This is a genomic window from Chryseobacterium hagamense (assembly GCF_007991455.1).
Lineage (GTDB): Bacteria > Bacteroidota > Bacteroidia > Flavobacteriales > Weeksellaceae > Chryseobacterium > Chryseobacterium hagamense.
In genome coordinates this window covers 1-24,604 of record NZ_BJYJ01000041.1, presented here as the reverse complement: position 1 = coordinate 24,604, position 24,604 = coordinate 1, and the positions used below count along the sequence as shown (strand labels likewise).

The following is a 24,604-nucleotide window of genomic DNA, read 5'->3' as shown; positions in this document are numbered from 1 at the left end:
GGGGGAAGTACACCTTTCGGGGAAACCCAGCTGTATAAAGATATCATGGCATATCTTGCTGAATCTGCTTCTCCTGAGCCAGACTTCTCTAAATTTGATTTTACTCAATTTGCAATAGAGAATAACGATTGTCCAAAATGTCCAAAATTATCCAATCCTATTGGTAAAAAAGTTCTTGATAATAAGACTTCAATTTTAGGCAGATTATGGGCTACTTTAGAACCGAGGACTTGGGAGGATGATAGAATAATATACAATGTAGATGCAGATGGTAAGATCTCAGGAGTAAAGCCGTATACTGGAGATGCTCCTATTGGACCAGCTGGATCATTCAATATTTTAAAAGCATTTAAATCTGGATTATCACTTTTTAAAGGAGGAAGTTTAACAAATATTGGTCGTGCAGTAACTAAACATCCTCAATATTTTGGATTTGAATCTACTGAAGCTCTAATGAAGGTATTTAGAAATCCAAATACTATAAACAAATTAGGTGCGGATATGGTAAAAGATATTTTGCGTAATGGGGTTAAAACTACAGGTGCTGGAGGGCGTTACCCTCAAGGTTGGGTTACTTATACATTACCAAACGGCAATGCCGCAAGTTGGAGTATAGATGGAGTATTTATAGGTTTTAGAGGATTAAAATAATTAATTATATGAAAAGTAACATTAAAATAGAAGAAGTAGGAGATATTAATTCAGATTATCCTTACTTAGAAGTTTTTTTTAATGATGAGTCGTCACCATTTTTAGAAGTATCTATTTGTAACGAAGAATTATCATTTAAGATCTATCCTATAAAAAAAGATATCATTTTGACTAATCAAGAATGGGATTATATTAACAGAACTGCTAATGAATTCCTACCACGTGCTTTAAAAAATGAAGATGATTATCTTAATTGGCAAGGATAGTATCTGTGCCTGCAGATTTGTAATTCATAAATAATAAATAGCCCCACCGCACACTACGGTGGGGCTATTTATTATGGTTCGATCATGATTTTATTTATAGGCTTTTCTAGCATTAAAATCCCTTATGGTAAGATCAAGAAACCTTGTTACCAGAGCTTTGTCTTCTTCATTCATATCCTGTATGGCTTCAAATTTTTTCAGCAGGTCTTTGTCTTTAATAGCTACGGTATCATCATTGAGCAAAGCATCACTTGAGACCCCTAAAGCATCGGCGATATTTTTAAGCGCATCGGCAGGGGGGATGCTGCTTCCCAGTTCGTATCGGGAAAGGCTTTTGTTATTCACCCGGGATTTTTCGGCAAGTTCCGCATGCGAAAGTCCTTGAATTTTTTGGAAGTAAGCAATTATCGATCAGTTCAAAGAGCATGGCTGGTTTTCTTTGTCAAGCTGATTGATCAAATGAATCCACCTGATTATTTCTTTAGGAATGTTTTTGATCATTCAGGATCTGATTTGTGGTGATATTTAAAAACTTACTTACCAATATGACGGCAAAAAAAATGCAAAAAAAAATCGCCTGGAGCAAGTACTCAGCAAAGATGTTGAGGTGGACATAGGAAGAGGAAGTGATTGATCCATTAACGGAAAAATGAGAAGGCATTCTCTTTATAATTAAGTCTTTACCAATCCTGCTAATTTATCCATCCAAAAATAAGACTTCATATTTTCAAGAAGCAAAATAGCGCCGTCATTCATTCAAATTGACTTTCATCAAAAAACAAAATCCACAACTTAAAGCCGTGGATTTTAATTTTCAAAATATTTTGGTGATTGGTGATCAGGATGGTGCAATGGATGTGCCATTATTCAACATTTCCTTTATATTTTTCAACCCCGTCTACATAGAGAACAGATTGGTAAGCGTCATATTTGTACTGGCCGTTCTGGTAAATGTCTTCATTGGCCTTCGTCAGGATGATGGATTGGTGGTCGGGGGCATCCGGCAAAAAGAGCTCGGCTTTAATCTTGTCATCACTCATGAGCACAAAGGCGCTGATAACGGCGGCTCCTTTTTCAGGCTTTACGGGATTCAGCCGGAACCCCTCATTAAATACCTGGATGCAGTTGTGTTTCAGTTCGCTCCAGGTCTGGCCTGCGGAGGCCATACATCCGTGGTCGTCTTTATCGGCCCCTGTTGCCCTTTGTTCAGGGTTGACGGTATTACCGGTAGTAGCTGGGCCCGTTTTATTGCAGGCCGACAGGGATATCATACAGGCAGCGGTTAAAATCAGTTTTTTCATAGAATTAATTTAATTAAACATGTCAATCATCAGCAATACCGGTGCCATACGGACAGCCCTGCCGGACGGCTTTTCAGAAATAAATGGGCTGTGGTATCCGGAGGCAGACCGATGCCTGCAAATCAGAACTGTGTTTTAACCCTACTCCCCGTAAAGTAAACAACAATAACTACGGCGTTCTACCGGCGTTTCAACCGGAAAACTATTTATAATTGTTATGAATAGACGGTCCGCCTCAGAAGGGGTATAATTGTTGTTTCATTACCGCGACTGCTAATCACAACAAATTATTATATTATGGAAAATAAAGATTTTTCAGACGAAAAATTAAATCAGCTTCAGGATCACACCACCGATAATTCCGGAGCGGCACTGACCACCAATCAGGGGCTGAAGATCAACAACAACCAGGATTCCCTGAAAGCAGGCGAAAGAGGACCGAGCCTGCTGGAGGATTTTATCTTAAGAGAAAAAATTACCCATTTCGACCATGAAAGAATTCCCGAGAGGATCGTTCATGCCCGTGGATCCGGTGCCCACGGGACTTTTAAACTGACCAAAAGCTTAGCGAAATATACCAAAGCCAAATTCTTATCCGAAGAAGGAAAGGAAACCCCGGTGTTCGCGCGGTTCTCCACTGTAGCAGGCAGCGCGGGCAGTACGGATCTGGCCAGGGACGTCAGGGGCTTCGCCGTTAAATTTTATACGGAAGAGGGCAATTATGACCTGGTAGGAAACAATATTCCGGTATTCTTTATTCAGGATGCCATCAAGTTTCCGGATCTGATCCACGCCGTAAAACCGGAACCGGATAACCAGATCCCGCAGGCAGCTTCTGCACACGATACCTTCTGGGACTTTATCTCCCTGATGCCGGAGAGCATGCACATGATCATGTGGGCAATGAGCGACCGCGCCATCCCGAGGAGTTTGAGAATGATGGAAGGTTTTGGCGTTCATACTTTTAAATTCGTGAATGAGGAGGGAAAAATGCATTTCGTAAAGTTTCATTTCAAACCGAAACTGGGTGTCCATTCGGTGGCCTGGGATGAGGCGACCAAAATCTCGGGCAAAGATTCCGATTTCCATAGAAGGGACCTCTGGGACGCCATTGAAAACGGAGCGTTTCCGGAATGGGATTTCGGCGTACAGATCATTCCTGAAGAAGATGAGCATAAATTCGATTTCGACCTTCTGGATCCTACAAAACTGATTCCCGAGGAAGAAGTTCCCGTGGAATTGGTCGGAACGCTGACACTTAACCGCAACCCGGATAACTTCTTTGCGGAAACGGAGCAGATCGCTTTCCACCCGGGGCATCTGGTTCCGGGCATCGACTTCACCAATGATCCTTTATTACAGGGAAGATTGTTTTCCTATACGGATACCCAACTGTCAAGACTGGGATCGCCTAATTTCCACGAGATTCCGATCAACCGGTCCATCAATACCGTTCACAACAACCAGCGGGACGGCCACATGAGACAGCAGATCGTCAAAGGAAAAGTAAGTTACGAACCAAATTCCATGGGTGGCGGCTGCCCGTTCCAGGCCATGATGAAGGACGGCGGTTTCGCAACGCAGGAAGAAAGGGTCGACGCAAAGAAAATCCGGGCAAGAAGCAAAAGCTTTGTCGATCATTATTCCCAGGCCAAACTGTTCTACAACAGCCAGTCGGCTCCGGAGCAGAAGCACATTCAGAATGCACTGATCTTTGAATTGTCTAAAGTAACGATCCCCGCCATCCGTGAAAGGGTTGTGGGCCAGCTGGCATTTATTGATAAGGATTTGGCCAATAAGGTGGCAAAGAAAGTGGGGGTACAGGTAACCAAACTGGAACAGCCGAACGGAAGCATCCCTGCAGACGCAGATCCGAAGACCCTTCAAAGCGAAGAAAGGGAACCGAACACGAAAAAGTCTGAAGCTTTAAGTATGAAGAACACGGTGAAAGATTCCATTGAAAGCCGCATCATCGGTTTCATTATGGAAGACGGCGTGAATGCTGCTGAAGTGAATGCCTTAAAGTCGAAACTGGAAGGAAAAGGCGCCATGGTTCAGGTGATTTCCGGAAGCCTTTCGCCGGTTACCGCCGACGACGGAACTACTTTCACACCGAAGCATTCGCTCACCAGTACGGCCAGTGTATGCTTTGATGCATTATATATTGCTGCAGGAAAGAAATCGGCTGAGAACCTGCTGGATGAAGAAAACAGGCCGGGAACCCTTCTGTTCGTCAATGAAGCTTACAAGCATTGCAAAGCCATCTGTTTCGGAAGCGGAACCGAGGACATCCTGAAACAAAGCAACGTAGGAAGTAAAAAACACGAAGATCCTGCCATCATCACTTCGGAGCAGCAGAATGCCGGTGACGATTTTATCAAAGCAGTAGCCAACCACAGGGTATGGGAACTCGAAGCAGAACGTAACAATCCTGCGTAGATTTTATATATCATTTAAACTATTTAATACTTTACGAAAAAGACCGTTGCGACGGTCTTTTTCATGTAAAATAGGGAAGTTCCACAGACCGTACGGGATAAAAACCACTTTTCACGAATCAGTATTTCACCGGATGTAAAGAATTGGTTTTTAAATTTTAAAAAGGAGTTGACGGATATTTTAATCTTATTTTAAGCTCTTCTTTGTTTTATTCATGTACTTTTATATTCTGTAAATAAACGGACTGAAGCATTAGCACTACAGATAGATTGTATTGTATGATCCGGATTTTATTTTGTGAACATTAAAATATTTGCCATGCTTACTTCAAAAGACAGTGTTTCAGACTTTATTAAAACTGAAATAGAAGCTTTTTACAGAATCACATTACCGGACTGCCCGAAGCAGGACCAGCTTATGTACACGTTGTCCCGTTACTTTCTCGGTTTGTACGAAAAGAAATTATACGTGAGCCGTTTATCTGGTGACGTCATCAATTATAAGGTTTCCCATTACCTTTTTAAAATAAAGGTTGCTTAAAGCGGCACCTGGTAGGTTGGAAGATTTCTCAGTCAATACCATTTTACCGGTTATTGGATGAACTCTGTTCCTATCAATCCTGTCGGAAGCGTGAACCGTCATTCATTATGACCGAGAGGAATTCAATTTAAATCCGGATTGAATGAGCCCTCATTTTATTTTTAATTAAACAACTGACTATGATCCGAATACGGTCGGATTCACGTTAAAGTTAAACGTATTTTTAAACAGTCTGATCTGTCAGATAGAATATATTTTAATCTGATAATCAATACCCTGAATTTCATATTCACACAAAAAGATCCGGCCTCCAGCTTTCCGCTTTCCGTCTTTTCACCTGACATTAGGAAAAATTAATTTCATCCTCATTTCATCTTCATAATCCCGGGATACATTTGCTGTAGAAAATCAATCAGAATGTATAATTTAAATTTTAATAAGATGAACAGCAATGTTTTAAACCACGGAAAAAAAATAGTGGCGGTCGTATTTTTAATGGCAGCAGTAGGAATAAATGCTCAGGCTCCGGTACCGCCGAAAGGTCCGAATCCTGGGATGGAAAAACCGAAACCCGGACCACTGAGGGAAATGACAACCCTTTCAGGAACGGTTTCTAAAATGAGTGCTAATGATGATTTCGTATATGACGGATTCTATCTGAACGGCAGCGGAGGACCGGTTTTGGTGAAATTCCCGCCGCACCTGGGAAGCCAGATAACTTCAGTGGTCAGACAGGGCGGGCAGATCAGCGTCAAAGGTTTTGAGGAAGTTGCCCCTAACGGCGAAAAAACGTTCCGGATGAAGAGTGCAACGGCCAATGGAAAAACAGTGGAGGAGACCCCGCCGGCTGTTCCGCCAACTCCGCCTCAGGAAACTTCCGCCACCGGTAGCGGTACCATCACCGAACTGCAGAAAAATAAGGAAGGGCATACCGTTGGTATCTTTGTTGATGATACCCTGCTTAAAATGCCGCCGCATGTTTTTGAGAAACTCGGAACATCTTTAGTGAAAGGAGCAAAAATTTCTTTTACCGGTGTTAAGAAACCGGAGAATTCGGGGGAAGTGGCCGAAAGAAAATTCAACATCGTTCGTGCCGGGACCATCAGTATCGACGGGAAGGAATACTCACTTTAACAGGTAATTGAATTCATATCAAAAGCCTGTTTAAATTTTTGATTCAGAGGTTTTATTTCATTTGCCTGGTTTTCTGAATCAAATAAACCTTGTTTATTCTTAGCTTTATTGCTGCGGGATCTTTTGCCTGAAAAGCCAGATTTCAATGAATTGAATAAATGAAAATACAATGAATGAATTGAATTTTTTTTAAGCTAAAAATCTTAATGACTTAATGGTAAAAATAAACGCCAGATTTAAGAAATTTCTAAAGCTTGGACGGATTTTCGTAATTTGTCCGGGCTTTTGATTATCAGCCCATGATTTTTAAACCGACAACATATCATCTATCGAAAATAATTTTTATTTTTTCAGCCGTCCTTATGCTGTCCGGCTGCGGGAAAAAACCGCCGTTACCGTCATCCGGTCCGCCGCCTGATATCGAAACTCCCGTAGTGCTGAAAGGCAGAGTGGTAAGCTATGGAACCAATCCCGAAGGCAATATCGACAGGATTATTCTGTATCAGGGAAACCGGAAACCGGAAATTCATTTTCCACCCCATCTTGCGGAATATATTCTGGATATTGCAAATGTAAATGCTTCCGTCAATATTAAAACTTCCTCGATAGACCGGGGATATGAACTGGTATCTATTGCTTCTGAAGACGGGAAAAAGGTTTTTAATGCCGGGCAAATCCTGCCTCCTAAGCCCAGACCCGGAAAAGAAATCCGGATCGCCGGTACCGTTTCGGCATGGATCAGAAACCGGGAAAATACGGTCACCGGGTTTGTCATCGGAAAAAGAACCGTGCTGCTGAATCCTGAAGAAGGCCGGATTCTTACCCCATTATTAATGAAGGCTAAACGGATCGAGGTGGCCGCTCTCGAGCGGGACGCCGGCGACGGAACCATCAATACCCTGAAGTTTCCGCCGGTAAAGGCCACTGAAATTAAAATTGACAGTATCATTTATAAAATACGCTGAAGATGAGAATACTGATTGCCGAAGACGAAAAAAAGCTGGCCGGCTTTATACAGCAGGGCCTAATCCAGGCCGGCTACCTCACGGAAGTCTGCCATGACGGTTCGGAAGCCCTGGAAATGGCCGTAAAGAATGAATTCGACCTGATCCTGCTGGATCTGATGCTGCCGGGAATCAACGGGTTCGATTTTCTTAAGAACCTGCGGACTTTCGGGGCAGAAACACCGGTGATCATTATCAGCGCCATCGCCGATTCCAGACAGGTAGTGCAGGGGCTCGACCTCGGGGCGGTAGATTACATCCGGAAACCTTTCGAATGGGATGAGCTGCTGGCCAGGATCCGTATCGTCAGCCGCTTCTCCGGTTCCGGTGGGCAGCAGAAAATCAGGATCGAAGACCTGGAAATCGATATCCCTTCCCGGAAAGTGAAAAGGGGCACCGTGGAGATCGAACTCACCTCCAAGGAGTTTGTCCTGCTGGAATACCTGATGCGGAATGCCAATCTCGTCCTCACCAAAAACCAGCTGCTCGAAAATGCCTGGAATATGAATTTCGATCCGGAAAGCAATATTGTGGAAGTCTATATGCACCAGCTCCGGAAGAAAATCGACAAAGGTTTTGACCGGCAGCTGATCAAAACCGTGATCGGGGCAGGGTATATGCTTAAAGGCGAAAAACAGTAGGATGAAAAGCCGGCCTAAATCTTTTATCTACCAAAGCATCCGGTTCCGTTTCGGGCTTCTGTTCAACTCGCTGCTTTTTCTATGCGTCAGTTTCATCGTGTATTCCCTGTATAAAAATGCGAAAACGGAACTGGACCGCAGCTTTTCGCTTCAGCTGTCTTCTTCAGCCAATACGGTGCTCCAGAAAACAGACCTCAACCCGATTTCGGTCCCGCTGCCGAAAAGCGGTGAATTTTTCAGGATCGTTTACGACAACGGCGAGAGGAAAACCACGCTGATCGACAATCTGCCGGAAGACGCAGCCGATCAGGAAAAATGGCGGATGGTTTCCTTAAAAAAATATCCGGAGAACGGCGGCACGCTGTCGGTGGACTTTGCCCTGTCGGCGGAAAACTACCGTGCCGGCATTCAGAAACTGCGTCAGTTGCTGTATATCTATCTTCCCGTCGCTTTTCTGGTCTCCTTTTTAGGGGGGTACCTGCTTTCGGGTTTCCTGCTGAGGCCGCTCCGCCGGATCATTCATAATGCCAACCAGGTAGACCTTGAGCATATCACCCTACTCGAAAAGCCCCGCACCCGGGATGAATTTTACTACCTGACCGATGCACTGAACCGGATGCTGCTGCGCATTGATGAACAGGTGAAACAACAGACCGCTTTCTTTACCATGGCTTCCCACGAGCTGCGGACGCCCATCAGCAATATGCTTACCGAACTCCAGGTGTTTAACCGGGACCTGTCGGATCCGGAGACCCAAAACCTGCTCGATAACCAGGAACAGGAAGTGAAACGCATGAAAGCGCTGGTCGATAATTTTTTATGGATGAGCCAGATCGAATCCGGCAACCTGCGCACGAACCGGTCTGAAATCGACCTGGCAGAACTGGTGCTGGAACTTTCGGAAAGCTTTACGAAACAGATGGCTGTCAACCGTCAGCAATTAAGGATCGGTCTCTCACCAGTGGACGGTGACTATATGATCTCAGGCGACCGGAACCAGGTGGAAGTCATCCTCCACAACCTGATGGCCAACGCCGTAAAATACGGGGAACCCGGAACCGCCATCGAACTTACCCTTTCCCGGAACGGAAAAACCGGAATCCTCATTTCCAATACTCTCACCCGGATTATCGAAAACCCTGAAAAGCTCAAAGGCCAGTTCCTCCGCGACACCTTCCACAAAGACGGCTTCGGCCTCGGCCTCTGGATCTCCGATACCCTGAGCCGGAAAAACAATGGCGGACTTACGCTGAAAGCTATCGATGGAAAGTTTCTGGCAAAGGTGGAGTTTGAATGAGATTGATTGGCTGAGCGAAACCACACTTTTTTACCAAAGGCACAAAAGATAGTAATGCTGTATAATAAAGTTAAATATCCCGGCAGGTTGCCACTTCTCAGGAATTTAAACCCGAATCTTTCCATGCGATTCATGAAAAACAGGAATCATACTCTAAAAATCTTTGATTTTTATCTCATGTGCCCTAAAATACACACAATACAGGAAGATAAATCTCATGTATCTTAAGTGTAAATAAAACCCAATCCTGCAGAATATTGCAATCCCGATAACTGAGCGGAGCCGAAGCCACCCTGTACAAACGTTTTATAAGTTTCTAAGCTCATATTTCCCGGAAGATTGCCACTTCTCAGGAATTTAAACCCGAATCATTCCATGCGATTCATGAAAAACAGGAATAATACTCTAAAATCTTTGATTTTTATCTCATGTGCTCTAAAATACACACAATACAGGAAGATAAATCTCATGTATCTTAAGTGTAAATAAAACCCAATCCTGCAGAATATTGCAATCCCGATAACTGAGCGGAGCCGAAGCCATGCGGCCGCATCATCCGTGGAAATCCCTGAACTTTACACTTAAACCGGATGGTATTCCGATTTATCTTAACTTTGTTTAATTGATACACTCGCGGTAATACGGTGATGGCCCTATTATCCGGTGTTTAAATTCGATTATTTTAATGATAAATAACACCGGCACATGATATTCAGGATCTTGATAAAGCATATCCGCCAGAAGGTTGAACTGAGCGAACATGAAGCGACACTGCTGAAAACGTTTTTTATTCAGAAAAAGCTCGGGAAGAAACAGTATCTGTTGCGGGAAGGGGAAATCTGTAACCACCTCACTTTTGTGAGCCGGGGCATCCTGAAGTCTTTTATGAGCGATGAAAAAGGGCAGGACCGCATCAGCCTTTTCGCTTTTGAAGGCTGGTGGATTTCAGATTTCAACAGCTTTATCAACCGGGAAAAGGCCATCCTGAACATTGATGCCATCGAAGATTCCGAGCTGCTTCTGATCAGCTTTGAAAATTATGAACGGTTGACCCTTACGATTCCCGTAATGGACCGGTACTTCAGGATTTTATACCAGAACAGCCTGGTGACAAAAGACCGGCGGCTGATGGTTTCCAACAAATCGACCGCAGAAGAAAAATACCTTTCTTTGGTCCGTACCCACCCTGAGATCGCGAAAAGAATTCCCCACACGCTCATTGCTTCCTATTTGGGGCTAAGCCCCGAGACGGTAAGCAGGATCCGGAAAAAGCTCCTGTTTCAGTAGATTTGTATTCTTGAAAGTCTTGATCTGCATCAAGTTTTTCAGGGGTTGCCGGTGCCTATTTTTGTAATGACAAACAGATTTAACAAAACAGACATTATGGAAAATATTGCATTGGTGGTTGGTTCCACCGGAATTACAGGAAGCAATCTTGCGTATGAACTCATCGCGAATAACTGGATGACCTATGGCCTGGCAAGAAACCACCGTACACCCGTGGCAGGACTAGAGCCTGTAACAGCAGACCTGCTGGATCCGGAAAGTTTAGAGCAGGCCCTGAAGGACATTTCACCCACCCACATTTTTTTTACCACCTGGATGCGGAAAGAGACCGAAGAAGAAAACATCCGGGCCAACGGCGCCATGGTGAGAAACCTGCTGGATGCCCTGTCTCCTAAAAAATCGGTGCGGCATGTAGCGTTGGTTACCGGCCTGAAACATTACCTCGGGCCTTTTGAAGCATATGTAAAAGCAGGCATCCTGCCTGAAACCCCGGTACGGGAAGAGCATCCTAGGCTGGAGCATCCCAATTTCTACTATGCCCAGGAAGATGAGGTGTATGCCGCAGCGGACAGGGATGGCTTTTCCTGGAGCATCCACCGCCCGCATACCGTGATCGGCTACGCCATCGGTAACCTGATGAATATGGGGATCACCCTGGCAGTTTACGCGAGCATTTGTAAGGAAACGGGAGCGAAATTTACCTGGCCGGGTTCCGAAGCCCAGTGGAACGGTTTATCGGATGTCACGGATGCAAAAATCCTCGCCAAACAGCTGATCTGGGCCTCTACAACCGAAGAAGCAAAAAATCAGGCATTTAATGTAACCAATGGGGATGTGTTCCGGTGGAAATGGCTGTGGAACAGAATCTCGGACTATTTCGGAGTTGAAACCGACGGTTACGGCAACTCCATCAGGCCGCTTGAAAAGGAGATGGAAAACAAGCAGGAGATCTGGAGTGCGATGGCACAGAAGTATCAGCTGAAAGAAGAAAACCTGAATCGCCTCAGCTCAGCCTGGCATACCGATCTCGATCTGGGAAGGCCGTTGGAAGTGATGACCGACATGTCGAAAAGCAGGACCCTTGGCTTTACCGCTTTTGAGAGTACGGAAAATTCGTTTATCCGTCTGTTTGAAAAACTGAAAGCGGAAAAAATCATTCCGTAAACAAACAGGAAACCTGCCGGATCTCTACTGGGCAGCATTCCTGTTTCCGATGGAATTAAATATTTAATGACGTGCGGTAACAAGTACCGTATATTAAATCTGAAAAGGCCTGCAATATCACATGGCAGGCCTTTTTCCAATGTTTAATGAATTGACTGAAAAAAATAAGGATAATATATTTGCCCACTGTGATGCCTGATCTGTTATTATAAAATAAAAATTCAACGGAATTACCGGAAAAAATGATATTAAAAAAGAAGAAAAAAAGATGGCAGTCCGTTGCTTTATTTTTACTACTTTTGAAGCCGGACCAACTGATACGATTATGATTACAGTGAAAAATTCATTCTTGGGTCTGATTTGTGCAATCGGTTGCACAAATTTGATAAATGGGCAGAAAATAATTAATGTAAATAATCCTCTGGATTTTTCCAGAAAGGAAGTGGTTGCTATTCCGGTTTCCAGGTTGAAATCGTTTTTAAATAAAAGTAAGGAAGCCGATTTAAGGATCAGGGATGCAAAAGGAAACCCGCTCGTCATCCAGTGGATCGATGCCAATGGGGACAGCCGGAACGATGAGCTGCTTTTCCAGGCCACGGTGGAGGGCGGAAAGACCGCTGTTTATACCATTGTTTCAGACCCGGAGACGGTAATCCCTAATGCTGAGATTTCAACTTATTCAAGGTTGGTTCCGGAAAGGGTAGACGATTATGCCTGGGAAAATGACAAGGTAGCTTTCCGGATGTACGGTCCGAAAGGCCAGCAGGAAGCACTGCAGGGAATAAAAAGCAGCACGCTCTCCAGCGGTGTCGATATCTGGCTGAAAAGGACGGAGCTGCCGGTGATCAATAAATGGTACAAAGGTTGTCTGACGGATCCGATGTACTACCATAAGGATTCAAGAGGCGAGGGCTACGACCCCTACCATGTCGGGAACAGCCGCGGAACAGGCGGCATCGGAATATGGGTCAACAACAAACTTCAGATCTCGCAGAATTTCGTTTCTTCCAGAACCATAGCCGATGGACCTCTGCGAACGGTTTTTGAACTGACTTACCAACCGTGGAGCGATTTCGGGGTAAAAGAAACCAAAAGAATTTCACTGGATCTCGGCTCAAATTTTTCAAGGTTCGAATCGGATTTCAGTTCTGAAAAGCCCGTCCCGAATTATACGATAGGAATTACTTTGCACAGGAACGAAGGCGAAGCCCAACGGAATGACCGGAACGGCTATTACCTCCATTGGGAAAAAATCGACGATGCTTTTGTAGGCGAAGGTCTGGTTATGGATCCGGATATCATTGAAAAGTCTGTTATTTTCAGATCGGAGGTTCCGGATGAAAGCAATCTGCTGGTGATGACCAAACCTCATAAAAAAACAGTGTACTATGCCGGTTTTGCCTGGCAGAAAGGCGGACAGGTCCATACCAGGCAGGACTGGGAAAATATGCTGAAAAAACAGGCTCAGATCATCAGCCATCCACTAATTATCAACATCAAATAATAAAATCATGAAACTGAATATCTGTGCCCTGGTTCTGGGGCTAAGTACGGTGAGTATGTACGCTCAGGAAAAGAAAGACTCGCTGGCCGAAAAAATGTTGCTGTATCAGCTTCCCAATGGCGGCTGGGGAAAACAGCTGGAAGATAAATCGGTGGTGGATTACAGATTACCGGTCGATAAAACCCTTTTACGGAAAATAAAAGTCACCGGTGACGATCATGCCACTATTGATAACAACGCGACTTCCCGTGAGATCAATGCCCTGATGAAAACCTATGCCGAAACCAAAAATCCCGTCTACCTGAAAGCGGCCGAAAAAGGAATCGGCTATCTCCTGACCATGCAGTATGATAACGGAGGATTTCCTCAGTACTATCCGAATAAAAGCCTGTACCGGAAGCAGATTACGTTTAACGACAATGCGATGATCAATGCTCTGACGGTTTTATACCATGTTGCTGAAGGAAAAAATGATTTTGCAGCGGTTGATGAAAAATTAAAGCAAAGGTCTAAGGAGGCCGTAAGAAAAGGAATTGCGTGTATTCTAAAAACGCAGGTTCTCCAGAACGGAAAACCGTCTATCTGGGCAGACCAGTACAATGAAATTACCCTGCAGCCGGAGAAGGCCCGGGCCTTTGAACCGGTTTCCCTGGCCACCGCCGAATCCGTAGGTATTGTACGGTTCCTGATGATGCAGCCTGTAAGTCCGGAGATTGAAAAATCGGTGAAATCGGCGGTTCAATGGTTTCAGGAACATGATATTGAAGGGTATAGCTATGAGGTCGGCAAGCAGAACGGCAAAACCGTAAGAATCCTGGCTGAAGATAAAAATTCCGTGATCTGGGCGAGGTTTTACGACATTCACGACAACCGGCCGCTGTTCGGGGACCGTGACGGAAGTGTCAAATACAACTACAACGAAGTTTCAGAAGAACGCAGGAACGGCTACAGCTGGTATGGGGATTATGCCGGGAAACTGATCAGCAGGGAATATCCGAAATGGCTGGAGAAAAATAAAATTCCGGATTAATGCGTTTTATTTTAACACATAAGTCACAGGAGATCATCTGATACCTTGAAAATGTTTTAGAACACATCAGATTAAAAATTAGAGATTTGACTCATCTTTTATTTACATTGTTAAAGGAATTCGCCAACCTCTTTGAGGTTTTAAAAGCTTTTGTGCGCTTTACAGCATTGGGTATTTAACTTATTCTTCGTCATGAATATCTCTTGTGGCTTTTGTGGTTAAAATCCTCTTGCAGATCGTATAGATTTTCACAGATGATGATATGGCTTCGGATCCGCTCAGCCACCGGTTGTAGCTTCTTTAAAGATGGAGCATCATTAAACGCAATGTTTGTTATTTGGCTACATTAAATCTGCATTTCCGAATGGATCTCAGCAGAGTATAAAATCTGCATAAAAAATCTCTTATTTTTTAATCTTATGGGCTCTAAAAATATGCATCAAGCTTTATTCTGAAATCTTATGTGACTCATGTGTTATTTAAGAAAACAAAAAACCAGGAATTCCCGGTTTCTTTATTGATCATTTTCTCTACAATGAAGTGCAGAAATTCCCGCTCAGGGTAGCTCCGGCATTGGCCGTGACCTCCGATTTTACATCGGCCACATTCAGTTTGCTGATACTGTAGGGCGGTGTAATTGCCGTTCCGCTGCCTGAGGTATTGCCGGTCACGTTTAAAAAGCTGTTTCCGGTTTGGGTAACGGCCGTAAGACCGGCTTCCAGGCTGATCGGGTTCTTCACGTTTTCAAAGACGTTCCTTTCCACCAGAATATTGGCCTGAACCCCGGCCGCAATGCATTTGTTGCTGACGGAACTGTTGAAATAGCTGTTCAGGATATGGATTTTCCCGTAGCGTACCCGCGGCATCCTTTCTCTGCAGCCCGGTGCCCACCAGCAGCGGACAAACGTAACGTTCAGTTTACCTGCATCGGCAGTAGCACCGTCGCTGGAACCGATAAGGTTGGAAAAACGATGGTCATCAGTTCCGCCCGGGCCACCTGCTTTCGGGGTTTTCAGATAATGGAACTTGGTATATGAAACGGTAATATAATCTGATTTATTTTTAATATCGAAATTACCGTCCACGCCGTCCCTGAATTCGCAATGGTCGATCCAGACGTTCCGGCAGTCATCGAGGATGGCATTGTCCCAGCCGTCGGTATCATAGGCACCGGGCCCTTCAAAGATAAGGTTCCGGATCACGATATTGTTGCATCTTTTGATGTTGATGATTCCCGATCCGTCTGTGGTCTGATTGGTAGATACCAGTTTGGCGCCGCTTGCTCCGTAAATGGTTTTTCCGGTCTGGTCCTGGAAAGATAATCGTACGGTAACGGTAATGGTCCCGGATACCCGGATCACTTTCACCGAAGTGTTTTCAAGGGCTGCTTTCAGTTGGGCATAGGTGGTTACCGTAGTTTCCGCTGACGTTCCACCGCCGGTGGTTCCGCCGTTCTGGGAAGCCCATCCGGGGGCGGTGCAATCAGCCAGTGCAGCTGAGGCTTCTTTTTTAGAGTTCTGTTCACCTGGATTCCCCGGTAAGTTGTTTTGCAGATCTTCCTGTCCACAGGAAGCCATGAAAAAAGCGGCACTCAGCGCAACAGTGAGAAATGAAACTTTGAAATTTTTCTTCATAATAAATATCATTATTTGATTAGAATATAAAATTAATAAATTTATACTATAAATCTTTATATAATAAAATATCTGTATTTATATAATTATAATTTTAAAAATAATATTTATTCAACCGGTTGCATTTTGTCAATAGTTAAAAAATTAAAAACCGGGTTTTTACGGATGAAAATTTTTTATTTATGACCACCGTACAGAAATAAATAACCTGAATCTGAAGAAGATACCGGATTAGCAGATATGAAGATGGAAGATGGAAATTTTCTCTTGTCAAAAATACGATCGTAGGTCTTTGTCATCAGACGAAACGTTGTCATTCTATTGAAGGGAATTCGATTTAAAATCCTGCACGAACCGCCTTGGCTTATTTATACAGTTGAACTCACCTTAAATAAGAGAAATTGCGGGTAGAATTAAGCCATATGTTTCAATGTAAAGACCCACGATGGTAACGAAAGCAGGCTGGATCCGTATGATTACTATACAGTTGGTGCCATACAGCAATTGAATTGCCTTATCCCTTAAAATAAGGCATGTTCATCTCTTTCCATTGAAATTACGTCGGTATCTGCCGGAAGACATCCGGCTTCCCTTTTCCAGCTTATTTATCCTGGACAAAATCTTCCCGGAACGGAGCAAATGAGTCGATCAGCTGTCCTGCTTCCAGGCACTTTACCCCGTGGAAAATATTGGGCTGGGCAAAAAATCCGTCGCCTTTTCGAAGGACTTTTGTTTGACCGTCAACGGTAACCTCAAAGGTTCCTTCCGCGACATAAGTGATCTGGGAATGGAAATGCTGGTGCCGTACACCGACTGCTTCTTTTTCAAATTTTACAATCACCATCATGATCTGGGAATTGTAGCCTACAAACTGCCGTGAAACACCGGCACCCAGTTCTTCCCATGCGGACTGGCCGTCGAAAAAAAGTTCTTTTTTGAAATCCATATTTTATTAATTAAATGTTTTTAAACAACTATGTCAGAGGAAAATGAAAATTTTCATTGCATTACGCTTAAATGCAGCCCGGTGGCTGAGGCTCCCGAGCCCCGTTTTTTAAACACAAAGGAAGGTAAAAAAGTTTTTTTACACATGAGTCACATTAGATTTTTAGATTAAAACTTTGAAGATATTTTAGAGCACAGAAGAAGAAAATCAAAGATTTTCAATTGAGTTTATCTCAGCTTTATCCAGCAATCAGGGTTCTAAGGTAACTCCGCCGGCTGAGCGGGGCCGAAGCCACATCACCATCTGTGAAACCTGTGCAATCCGTGGGGAATTTTTACCACAAACCTGCTCATGCCGTTGAATAAATTTTAATATTCGATATTGAATAAAGTATGCAAAAGTTTTAAAAATCTCTGATTTTTAATCTGATGTGTTCTGAATATTTTCAAGGCTATTAAAATCCTCTCCTGTGACTTATGTGTTAAAACAGAGCATAATAATCTGAAACCTCTCTGTGGAATTATTTAATGTACTTTTCCAATCCCGTTTTCATGGTTTTAAGTTTTTTTACCGCCAATCCGGCCACCGCTTCGGCTCCTGCTCCCGATAAATGGGTATCGTCTTCTTTGCCTTTCGGATAATAAGGATCTTCGCCCTCTTTGTAGTGGAGGTGCAGTTTTTTTGAGTTTACAGGGCCATACGCAATTTCAAGTTGTTCCGTAAGCAGCTGCATATCCACAAACGGAACTTTCAGGTCATCAGCCACCATTCTTACGACCAGAGGGTATTCTTTGTGGGTGTCGACGAGAACGCCGTTTTCGTTGAAGTTCCTTCTTACAATGGAAGTCATCAGGATCGGGATCGCTCCTTTGGCCCTCGTTTCATCCACGTATCTTTCCAGATTGGCTCTGTACTGGGTATACGGATTCGTAAATTTGGCGGAATCTTTCACCTTCTGGTCGTTATGGCCGAATTCGATGATTACGAAATCGCCTTTTTTCAGCTGTCTTTCTACCTGATCCCATCTTCCTTCGGTCCTGAAGCTTTTGGAACTTCTGCCGTTTACCGCATGGTTCTGAATATCAATACCGCCTGTGAAAAACTGCGGCAGCACCTGTCCCCAGCCGTGTTCCGGGTTTTTACCGGGATTTTCCTTACTGGCCATTGTCGAATCGCCGATCAAGAATAATACCGGTTTCTGCTGTGCAAAAGCAAACCATGAAAGAAAGAGCAGAAGGGCATTTAATTTTTTATTCATTGTCTTTTGTTTTAATTAATATTTTATAGCCTGAATCCGGCTGATCATTTGGATTTGTTTAAATTATTTTGAAAATATAACCTCTTGCCGATAATTTAAGAGTATTTTCTCTTTACTTATTGTTCAGTTCAGGGCTCCAGCCGTTCAGAATTTCCGTCAGAGTATAATTCTTCAGATCTTTTTTTGTCAATTGATGGGACCAGCCGACCCTTTTCCTCGTGTTCCCGCCTTCACCTTTGCTTCCGTATTCTGCATAATAGGCGGTTTTTTCTTTATCGGGAAACATTTTGTCGCCTTTCCATGGGTTCCAGCCCTCGGGAAGGATGTGTTTTCCCATTATGGTACTGATAAAAACCGTTTTCGCATACGGCCTCCAGGGTCTTCCCAGATAGACTTTGGTGACGCCTTCTTTGGCCGTCAGCTCACAATCGAAAAACACGAATCCGTAAGGCCGGCCGGCTTCCGTTGCCGCAGCCGTGATGTAAGAATCGGCCAGGCTGTTGATGGTACAGTTTTTAAAAACAGCAGTCGCCTGTCCGAAAATAAAATCCGTCGTCCCTTCGATGTAGCAGTTTTCAAAATACTGGCGGCTGTGGTTGGTCGCAGCATATAAAGTATCCTGGCAGCCCATGATCTTTGAATTTTTCATGATAAACCGGTCACCTTCCACATGAAGGGAAACGGCCTGTCCTTCGTTGCAGGAAGAATTGCGGACCGTCAGGTTGCGGATTGTGATATCATCGCCCATCACGAGAAGAGTGTATGAATTGAAGGTGGTCATTTTTTCATTGGATGCATCCGGTTTTCCGGAAAAATCACTGTTGGTGATGATGGTCGTCTCTTTATTTTCGCCTTCAAGGGTAATCTTATGTTTTGAAGACGGAATGACTACTTTCTCTGCATAGGTTCCGGATTTAATAAAAATTAATGCTTCTGCCGGACCCAAATCACGGATGGAATGGATGGCTTTCTGAATGGAAGTGAAATCCCCGCTTCCGTCCTGGGCTACCGTAATTTTTATATAGGGCTCATTTCCTGCAAAAAGGAAATTGACAATTGAAATGAAAAGGATGGCCAGTAATTTTTTCATGAGCTGGGGTTGGTTTCGTTTTAACGCAAAGTTTTTATTTAGATCGCAGACAGGTAAATCCTGCCCAACTTTGTCAAGGTTCGAAACTTTGACAAAGTTTTTGTTGTTTAAATGCAATTCATTCATTTCAAAACCCTGTCTAAAAAACGCACCGTCACATTCAGGGTCTCCGTAAACCAAGGTTCAGCCGACCAGAAGGAGTGCGGCGTATCCTTGATTTCGTGGACCTCCGTGTAGGTGCCGAAACTTTTCAGTTTGTTCATCATATCGTCCCGGCCGGCATGGAAACGCGGCTGCGAACTGTTGATGAAAAGGGTAGGCGGTGTATTTTTATCTGCATATTCCAGCGGTGAGGCTTCAGTCCAGTTCTTGAGATTGACCGCCCGGTCCCCGCCCAGCCAGTAAGCAGCATAGGTACTTTCTTCCGCTTCCGGATGAATGAAAGAAACAATTCCGTCTACATTTACAATCGCCTGAATCTTATTTCCGGATCTTACCCCGACCAGCGTAGCGATCTGTGCACCTGCAGATTCACCCAGGACGGCTATTTTCTTCTTGTTCAAACCATATTTCCGGTGATTTTTCTTCAGCCACCCGATACCGGTTCCGATATCTTCCACACCGGCAGGGTAGGGTGCGACATCTGCAAGCCGGTAGCCGACCGCGATGACCACATAGCCTTTTGAAGCCAGTTCCATCGCCATGAATTTTTCATTTTCCTTGCTTCCCGAAATCCAGCCGCCGCCGTGAACCATGGCCACGCCGGGGTATTTTTCAGAACGGTCTTTAGGATAATAGACATCGGCTTTTAAGGAGAGCCCGTTGATATTTGCGTATTCTATATTCTGATCGATGCTGATGTTTTGCGGTACCGGCCTGTCGACGGGAGTGACGAAAGGGTATTTCTTTCTGAATTTTTCAAACGTGGCTTCGTTGGTATAGGGAACAGCATCCGGGCGTTGTATCTGCCCGAACACCATGGTCCCCATAAAAAAAATAGAAATATAAGTATGTTTTGCGTTAAAAATCATCCGTTGGCGGTATTTTTATTGAACTGCATTTTTATTAACACCGGTCCCGACGGAAACCAGATTTTTATCTGCCCTGATTTCTTTCGGCAGCAATACGGCTGTTGTTTTATTGCCTAAAACTTTAATGTATGGTTTGTTGGCCGATTCAAATTTCACGGTAGAAAGGTTGATGTTTTTACTGTTGTAAATGATGGCTCCCGTTCCTTCGGAATATTTCAGCTTCACATTTTTCAGCTGGATTCCGTCTGCATCTACAATGGTTAAGGCTTTTTTCGTATCAAACTGTGAATCTTCGATCACAATATTCTTAATATTCATTTCCGCCAGTCCGGATAAAGTGATTGCTTCATCGGAATTCACGGCCGTGATGTTTTTAAAGAAGATATTCCTGAACACCGGGGTTTCCGCAGTTACCGGATAGGTCTTTTCAGGAACTTCGTTGCCTTCTTTTTTCTGCCCGTCTTCCAGCACCGGCGAAGCGCCTTCATAAAACATATTGAAGCCGATCACCTGGGTCGGGATGTTGATCATGTCGATATTTTTAATATAAATATTTTCCACAATGCCGCCTCTTCCGCGGGTGGTTTTAAACCTTAACCCGATATCCGTCCCGATGAAGGTGCAGTCGGAAACATGGATGTTCCGGGCACCTCCCGACATTTCGCTGCCTACAACAAATCCTCCGTGACCGTGGTAGACGATGTTATTTTTAATGATCACATTTTCCGTAGGCATCCCTCTTTTCCTTCCGTCCTCATCTTTTCCGGATTTGATGCAGATGGCATCGTCGCCTACATCAAAGCTGCTGTCGTAAATCAGCACGTTTTTGCAGGATTCCAGGTCGACCCCGTCTCCGTTTTGTGAATACCACGGGTTTCTTACGGTCAGGTTCTTTAAAATAACATTGGAGCACATCAGCGGGTGGAGGTTCCAGGCCGGCGAGTTCTGGAAAGTAGGGCCGTCCAGCAGGACTTTGTCGCAGCCTACCAGGCTCACCATCACCGGACGGAGGAAATCTTTCACCGTTACCAGCTGGTCTTTGGAAATCTTATCGGGCACATTGAAATTCGAGCTGCTTTCCAGTCCTTTTTTATAGCTTTCCGAAGGATACCAGTTTTTACCGTCGGAGGAAAGGATTCCGCCGGATGCGGTGATTTCCTTCCACTGGGATTCCGAAACCTTGCTTTTTTTAACGGCCCTCCAGGCATCACCGCTGCCATCGATTACCCCTTTTCCCGTAATGGCAATATTGGTGGCATTTTTCGCGGAAATCGGCGACTGGCAACGGATGGTATTCAGTCCTTCAAAACTCACATCCACCAGCGGATAATCGTTTTTATCCTTGCTGAATATAATGAAAGCCCCTTCTTCCACATGCAGGTTGATATTGCTTTTCAGTTCGATCGGCCCGGTGAGCCACATACCGCGGGGCACCATCAGCGTTCCGCCGCCTTTTTTGCTCAGGGCATCCATCGCTTTTCTGAAAGCTTCGGTATTCTTTACAGTTCCGCCGGCCACACCGCCGAACTGGGTGATGGAAACGGTGTTGGCAGGAAATGATGTTTCCGCTACCTGAGGCATTTTAAACTCAATGTTTTTATAAATATCGGCATTCTGGGCAGATACCTGTGCTGAAAATATGAGGGCTGCTGCCAATCCTGTCAATATAAAAGACTTTTTCATTTTATTTTTTTTTGAGTGCTGAGTATTTTTTTAAATTCACGGTAAACAATAGCTGCGACAGCTTTTGCACCTTCCGGTTGGAAATGGGTATTGTCTTTCTGACCTTCGGGATACGCTTCGTACGTGTGGGCAGGGAGATTCATGAAATAACGGGTGGTGGTAAAATCCTCTCCTTTTTCAGTAAAATAATCCATCGAAAGCCTGTTCAGATCGATGCAGGGCACCTCCATTTCCGATGCTACTTCGGCAGGTGCTTTCCAGTACTCGCCGTGTACGTTCTCCAGCCTGCCGTCTTTCCACGGATAATTCCGGGCAACGGGTGTCAGGATCACCGGATTTCCTCCTTTCTGCCGGGTCTGGCTGACGAACAGGCGCAGGAATTCCTTGTACCCCTGGATGTTAACGTAACGATCCGGATGTTTTTCGGAACCGTCGTTGTGACCGAACTGCATGATGACATAATCTCCGGGCTGCAATTGCTCATACACCTGACGCCATCTTCCTTCCTGGAAAAAAGTACGGGTGCTCCTTCCGCCATGGGCTTTATCGATCACCTGAACCGAATCGGTTGTCATGGCAGGTTTCAGGGAAGCCAGGCTGTCTTTGGCAAAAAACGGCTGGAATACCTGTCCCCAGCCCGTAATCGGATAGCGTACTTTCATATAATCCTTTCCTGGATCGTAATCGCCGGTGTAATCTGCCACGGTTGAATCGCCAATCAGGAAGATCCGGGTAATCTTTTTATGGTGTTTCCCCGTCGTCTTCCGGACAACGTTTTGTGGCTGACATGCCGACAGAAGCAGGACGAAAGATAAAAACGGAACGATATGATGTATTTTTTTATTCATAAGTACCGGAAATAGTTTAATAACACGTTTTTTAATTTTAAAATTTTGATTTTAAAGCTAACAGCAAAAAGCTAATAGCCATCAGCTACTTATTTAATTCATCATTAATTTTTCGTGATCCTGAACCAGTCGAAATCTGCATAGCCGCCTCGCGGGGCCTTTGCTGTGCTGATGCTGTAAAGGCCTACTTTAGCGCCGATCCACTTTCCGGGCCTTGCCTGGAAAACATCACCGGCTTTTAGGAAATCTTTCCCGTTTTCGCTGTAGCTGAACCGGCATCTGCCGTTCGGTTCGCTTACCTGTACTTTCAGGTAGGCTTCATTGCTTTTTAGGCGGGTTTCAAAAAGGATTTTTTCTTCACCGCCTTTATCCGCTTTTTCGGCTTTTCTTACCTGAAGATAGAAGCCGTCTGGCTTATTCGTTATCACAATGGACTGATGATCCAGGCCCATTATCAGCAATCCGGCGGTTTTCCCTTCTTTGGCCTCTTCCGGGATCAGCTTCACTTTGGTGGTGGCTGTAAACTCCGGTGCCGGGAATTTCTGGGTTAAAAGGTTCGGCACATTCCACAAATTCTTTTCGCCTTCTGGCAATTTCATGGAAAATAGCCTTAAAAATTTCTGCCCGGGAAGCCTGGAAGACCAGACGATATTTTCATTGGCACTCCATTGCCATTGCAGCCCTGGTTTTTCACCGTCAAATTCATCGGTCTCAGCCGGAGTGGTGGTTGGATAGGTTTTGCCCACATCGGGTTTTTTATAGGTGAGAACCGGTTCGCCGATCCCGTTTTTGTTGTTGTCGGTTCCTATCACCGGCCAGTCTTTTTCCCATTTCATCGGCTGGAGGTGAACCACCCTTCCGCCGGCATCCACATCCTGGAAATGGTAGAACCAGCTTTCCCCCGAAGGCGTATCGACCCAAGCGCCCTGGTGCGGCCCGTTGATCTTCGTTGAACCCTGTTCCAGTACAATCTTTTCTTCATAAGGACCGTAAATGTTTTTTGACCGTAATGCCAGCTGCCACCCTGTGGCTACGCCGCCGGCAGGAGCAAAAATATAATAATAGCCGTTTCTTTTGTACATTTTCGGACCTTCGACCGTCGGATGTGCATCGTGACCGTCAAAGACATGGGTTCCTTTATCGAGCACCTTTGTCCCTTCAGGATTCATCCGGTTGAGGGTCAGCAGGCTTTTCACGCCGGCGCGGCTCCCGGCCCAGCCGTGAACCAGATAGGCATTGCCGTCTTCGTCCCAGAACGGGCAGGCGTCGATCAGTCCTTTGCCTTCCATCACAAGCATCGGCTTCTCCCATAGGCCGAGCGGATCCCTGGTTTTCACCATATACACCCCAAAATCGGGGTCGCCCCAATAGATATAAAATTCGCCTTTATGGAAACGGATGCTGGGGGCCCAGATGCCGTCGCCGCGTTTAGGAACAGAAAAATAATCGTTGGGCAAAACTTCCGTAACGGCATAATTCACCAGCTTCCAGTTCACCATATCTTTGGAGTGGAGGATTGGAAGCCCCGGTGCTTCATTGAAGCTGGAAGCGGTCATATAATAATCTTCCCCTACCCGGATCGCATCCGGATCGGAGTAATCGGCATACAGGACCGGGTTTTTATAAGTTTTCCCCTGATCGGCGATCCAAACTTCGGAAACGTACGGTTTTTCCTGTGCATTCAGGTATACCGAAGCGGCTGAGAATAAGGTAACGGATATGGTATGTAAAAATTTTATCTTCATAAATCAGGATATTTCGTGAAATAAACTGTTCCTACGGGCTCATCATCAGCTCTTTCACTCAGCTAAAACCATAAACATTTTATTCTGGTTTAAAACGCAAAGCCCGCAAAG

22 protein-coding genes are annotated in these 24,604 nt (G+C 44.7%); 12 read left to right on the top strand and 10 right to left on the bottom strand.

The window, feature by feature from the left end; translation table 11 throughout:
- On the top strand, positions 1-651 hold a 651-nt coding region (locus tag CHA01nite_RS19020), incomplete at its 5' end, for a hypothetical protein (RefSeq protein WP_228458465.1).
- An 8-nt stretch (positions 652-659) separates the two neighbouring features.
- Complete coding sequence (locus tag CHA01nite_RS19015) at positions 660-917, top strand: hypothetical protein (protein ID WP_146944335.1); 258 nt, start codon at positions 660-662, stop codon at positions 915-917.
- Between the two features lie 90 nt (positions 918-1,007).
- Here CHA01nite_RS19015 and CHA01nite_RS19010 read toward each other — a convergent pair whose 3' ends face one another.
- Both CHA01nite_RS19010 and CHA01nite_RS19005 read right to left on the bottom strand, forming a co-directional pair.
- The gene (locus CHA01nite_RS19010) at positions 1,008-1,304 is read right to left on the bottom strand and encodes a helix-turn-helix domain-containing protein (protein ID WP_228458466.1); all 297 of its coding nucleotides are present in this window, start codon (positions 1,302-1,304) and stop codon (positions 1,008-1,010) included.
- A gap of 476 nt (positions 1,305-1,780) precedes the next feature.
- Entirely contained in the window at positions 1,781-2,218 is a 438-nt protein-coding gene (locus tag CHA01nite_RS19005) for a hypothetical protein (RefSeq protein ID WP_146944331.1), read from the bottom strand.
- Positions 2,219-2,515: 297 nt separating this feature from the next.
- On the opposite strand from CHA01nite_RS19005, the gene CHA01nite_RS19000 reads away from it, so the two are divergent.
- The 10 genes from CHA01nite_RS19000 (at position 2,516) to pelA (ending at position 14,258) form a co-directional block, all read left to right on the top strand.
- Positions 2,516-4,657, top strand: coding sequence for a catalase (locus tag CHA01nite_RS19000; protein WP_146944329.1), 2,142 nt, complete (start codon positions 2,516-2,518; stop codon positions 4,655-4,657).
- A gap of 318 nt (positions 4,658-4,975) precedes the next feature.
- Positions 4,976-5,197 carry a hypothetical protein gene (locus tag CHA01nite_RS18995; protein ID WP_146944327.1) on the top strand — a complete coding sequence of 74 codons (222 nt, stop codon included), beginning with the start codon at positions 4,976-4,978 and terminating at the stop codon, positions 5,195-5,197.
- 441 nt (positions 5,198-5,638) lie between these two features.
- On the top strand, positions 5,639-6,331 hold the full coding sequence (locus CHA01nite_RS18990; RefSeq protein WP_146944325.1) for a hypothetical protein: 693 nt from the start codon (positions 5,639-5,641) through the stop codon (positions 6,329-6,331).
- A 362-nt stretch (positions 6,332-6,693) separates the two neighbouring features.
- Positions 6,694-7,296 carry a hypothetical protein gene (locus CHA01nite_RS18985; RefSeq protein WP_146944323.1) on the top strand — a complete coding sequence of 201 codons (603 nt, stop codon included), beginning with the start codon at positions 6,694-6,696 and terminating at the stop codon, positions 7,294-7,296.
- Positions 7,297-7,298: 2 nt separating this feature from the next.
- Entirely contained in the window at positions 7,299-7,976 is a 678-nt protein-coding gene (locus CHA01nite_RS18980) for a response regulator transcription factor (protein ID WP_146944321.1), read from the top strand.
- 1 nt (position 7,977) lies between these two features.
- Positions 7,978-9,273, top strand: a complete 1,296-nt coding sequence (locus CHA01nite_RS18975) for a histidine kinase dimerization/phospho-acceptor domain-containing protein (protein WP_146944319.1) — start codon at positions 7,978-7,980, stop codon at positions 9,271-9,273.
- 705 nt (positions 9,274-9,978) lie between these two features.
- The gene (locus CHA01nite_RS18970) at positions 9,979-10,560 is read left to right on the top strand and encodes a Crp/Fnr family transcriptional regulator (protein ID WP_146944317.1); all 582 of its coding nucleotides are present in this window, start codon (positions 9,979-9,981) and stop codon (positions 10,558-10,560) included.
- Positions 10,561-10,656: 96 nt separating this feature from the next.
- Positions 10,657-11,724, top strand: a complete 1,068-nt coding sequence (locus CHA01nite_RS18965) for an SDR family oxidoreductase (protein ID WP_146944315.1) — start codon at positions 10,657-10,659, stop codon at positions 11,722-11,724.
- A 382-nt stretch (positions 11,725-12,106) separates the two neighbouring features.
- Positions 12,107-13,228 carry a BT3233 family polysaccharide utilization protein gene (locus CHA01nite_RS18960; protein WP_228458464.1) on the top strand — a complete coding sequence of 374 codons (1,122 nt, stop codon included), beginning with the start codon at positions 12,107-12,109 and terminating at the stop codon, positions 13,226-13,228.
- Positions 13,229-13,235: 7 nt separating this feature from the next.
- A complete protein-coding gene (gene pelA, locus CHA01nite_RS18955) occupies positions 13,236-14,258 on the top strand; it encodes a pectate lyase (RefSeq protein WP_146944311.1) in 1,023 nt (340 codons plus the stop codon).
- Between the two features lie 530 nt (positions 14,259-14,788).
- On the opposite strand, the gene CHA01nite_RS18950 is transcribed toward pelA, so the two are convergent.
- From CHA01nite_RS18950 to CHA01nite_RS18915, 8 genes are all read right to left on the bottom strand, one after another.
- Entirely contained in the window at positions 14,789-15,892 is a 1,104-nt protein-coding gene (locus tag CHA01nite_RS18950; RefSeq protein ID WP_146944309.1) for a pectate lyase family protein, read from the bottom strand.
- A gap of 601 nt (positions 15,893-16,493) precedes the next feature.
- Positions 16,494-16,838 (bottom strand): cupin domain-containing protein, encoded by a 345-nt coding sequence (locus tag CHA01nite_RS18945; protein WP_146944307.1) that lies wholly within the window; start codon positions 16,836-16,838, stop codon positions 16,494-16,496.
- A gap of 520 nt (positions 16,839-17,358) precedes the next feature.
- A complete protein-coding gene (locus CHA01nite_RS18940) occupies positions 17,359-18,096 on the bottom strand; it encodes a rhamnogalacturonan acetylesterase (protein ID WP_146944305.1) in 738 nt (245 codons plus the stop codon).
- Positions 18,097-18,208: 112 nt separating this feature from the next.
- The gene (locus CHA01nite_RS18935; RefSeq protein WP_146944303.1) at positions 18,209-19,186 is read right to left on the bottom strand and encodes a pectinesterase family protein; all 978 of its coding nucleotides are present in this window, start codon (positions 19,184-19,186) and stop codon (positions 18,209-18,211) included.
- A gap of 122 nt (positions 19,187-19,308) precedes the next feature.
- Positions 19,309-20,217 (bottom strand): alpha/beta hydrolase, encoded by a 909-nt coding sequence (locus CHA01nite_RS18930; protein WP_146944301.1) that lies wholly within the window; start codon positions 20,215-20,217, stop codon positions 19,309-19,311.
- A 15-nt stretch (positions 20,218-20,232) separates the two neighbouring features.
- Complete coding sequence (locus CHA01nite_RS18925; RefSeq protein ID WP_146944299.1) at positions 20,233-21,900, bottom strand: glycoside hydrolase family 28 protein; 1,668 nt, start codon at positions 21,898-21,900, stop codon at positions 20,233-20,235.
- A complete protein-coding gene (locus CHA01nite_RS18920) occupies positions 21,897-22,748 on the bottom strand; it encodes a rhamnogalacturonan acetylesterase (RefSeq protein WP_146944297.1) in 852 nt (283 codons plus the stop codon). The genes CHA01nite_RS18925 and CHA01nite_RS18920 overlap by 4 nt, the downstream gene beginning before the upstream one ends.
- A 104-nt stretch (positions 22,749-22,852) precedes the next feature.
- Positions 22,853-24,493 (bottom strand): glycoside hydrolase family 43 protein, encoded by a 1,641-nt coding sequence (locus CHA01nite_RS18915; protein ID WP_146944295.1) that lies wholly within the window; start codon positions 24,491-24,493, stop codon positions 22,853-22,855.
- Between the last annotated feature and the right edge of the window lie 111 nt (positions 24,494-24,604).

Bases quoted from the DNA above. Each gene is read 5' to 3' on its own strand.
- CHA01nite_RS19000 (WP_146944329.1), top strand. From the start codon at position 2,516: ATGGAAAATAAAGATTTTTCAGACGAAAAATTAAATCAGCTTCAGGAT.
- CHA01nite_RS18985 (WP_146944323.1), top strand. From the start codon at position 6,694: ATGCTGTCCGGCTGCGGGAAAAAACCGCCGTTACCGTCATCCGGTCCG.
- CHA01nite_RS18940 (WP_146944305.1), bottom strand. From the start codon at position 18,096: ATGAATAAAAAATTAAATGCCCTTCTGCTCTTTCTTTCATGGTTTGCT.
- CHA01nite_RS18950 (WP_146944309.1), bottom strand. From the start codon at position 15,892: ATGAAGAAAAATTTCAAAGTTTCATTTCTCACTGTTGCGCTGAGTGCC.
- CHA01nite_RS18970 (WP_146944317.1), top strand. From the start codon at position 9,979: ATGATATTCAGGATCTTGATAAAGCATATCCGCCAGAAGGTTGAACTG.
- CHA01nite_RS18990 (WP_146944325.1), top strand. From the start codon at position 5,639: ATGAACAGCAATGTTTTAAACCACGGAAAAAAAATAGTGGCGGTCGTA.
- CHA01nite_RS19015 (WP_146944335.1), top strand. From the start codon at position 660: ATGAAAAGTAACATTAAAATAGAAGAAGTAGGAGATATTAATTCAGAT.
- CHA01nite_RS18975 (WP_146944319.1), top strand. From the start codon at position 7,978: ATGAAAAGCCGGCCTAAATCTTTTATCTACCAAAGCATCCGGTTCCGT.
- CHA01nite_RS18925 (WP_146944299.1), bottom strand. From the start codon at position 21,900: ATGAAAAAGTCTTTTATATTGACAGGATTGGCAGCAGCCCTCATATTT.
- CHA01nite_RS18915 (WP_146944295.1), bottom strand. From the start codon at position 24,493: ATGAAGATAAAATTTTTACATACCATATCCGTTACCTTATTCTCAGCC.
- CHA01nite_RS18930 (WP_146944301.1), bottom strand. From the start codon at position 20,217: ATGATTTTTAACGCAAAACATACTTATATTTCTATTTTTTTTATGGGG.
- CHA01nite_RS18935 (WP_146944303.1), bottom strand. From the start codon at position 19,186: ATGAAAAAATTACTGGCCATCCTTTTCATTTCAATTGTCAATTTCCTT.
- CHA01nite_RS18995 (WP_146944327.1), top strand. From the start codon at position 4,976: ATGCTTACTTCAAAAGACAGTGTTTCAGACTTTATTAAAACTGAAATA.
- CHA01nite_RS18980 (WP_146944321.1), top strand. From the start codon at position 7,299: ATGAGAATACTGATTGCCGAAGACGAAAAAAAGCTGGCCGGCTTTATA.
- pelA (WP_146944311.1), top strand. From the start codon at position 13,236: ATGAAACTGAATATCTGTGCCCTGGTTCTGGGGCTAAGTACGGTGAGT.
- CHA01nite_RS18965 (WP_146944315.1), top strand. From the start codon at position 10,657: ATGGAAAATATTGCATTGGTGGTTGGTTCCACCGGAATTACAGGAAGC.
- CHA01nite_RS19005 (WP_146944331.1), bottom strand. From the start codon at position 2,218: ATGAAAAAACTGATTTTAACCGCTGCCTGTATGATATCCCTGTCGGCC.
- CHA01nite_RS18945 (WP_146944307.1), bottom strand. From the start codon at position 16,838: ATGGATTTCAAAAAAGAACTTTTTTTCGACGGCCAGTCCGCATGGGAA.
- CHA01nite_RS18920 (WP_146944297.1), bottom strand. From the start codon at position 22,748: ATGAATAAAAAAATACATCATATCGTTCCGTTTTTATCTTTCGTCCTG.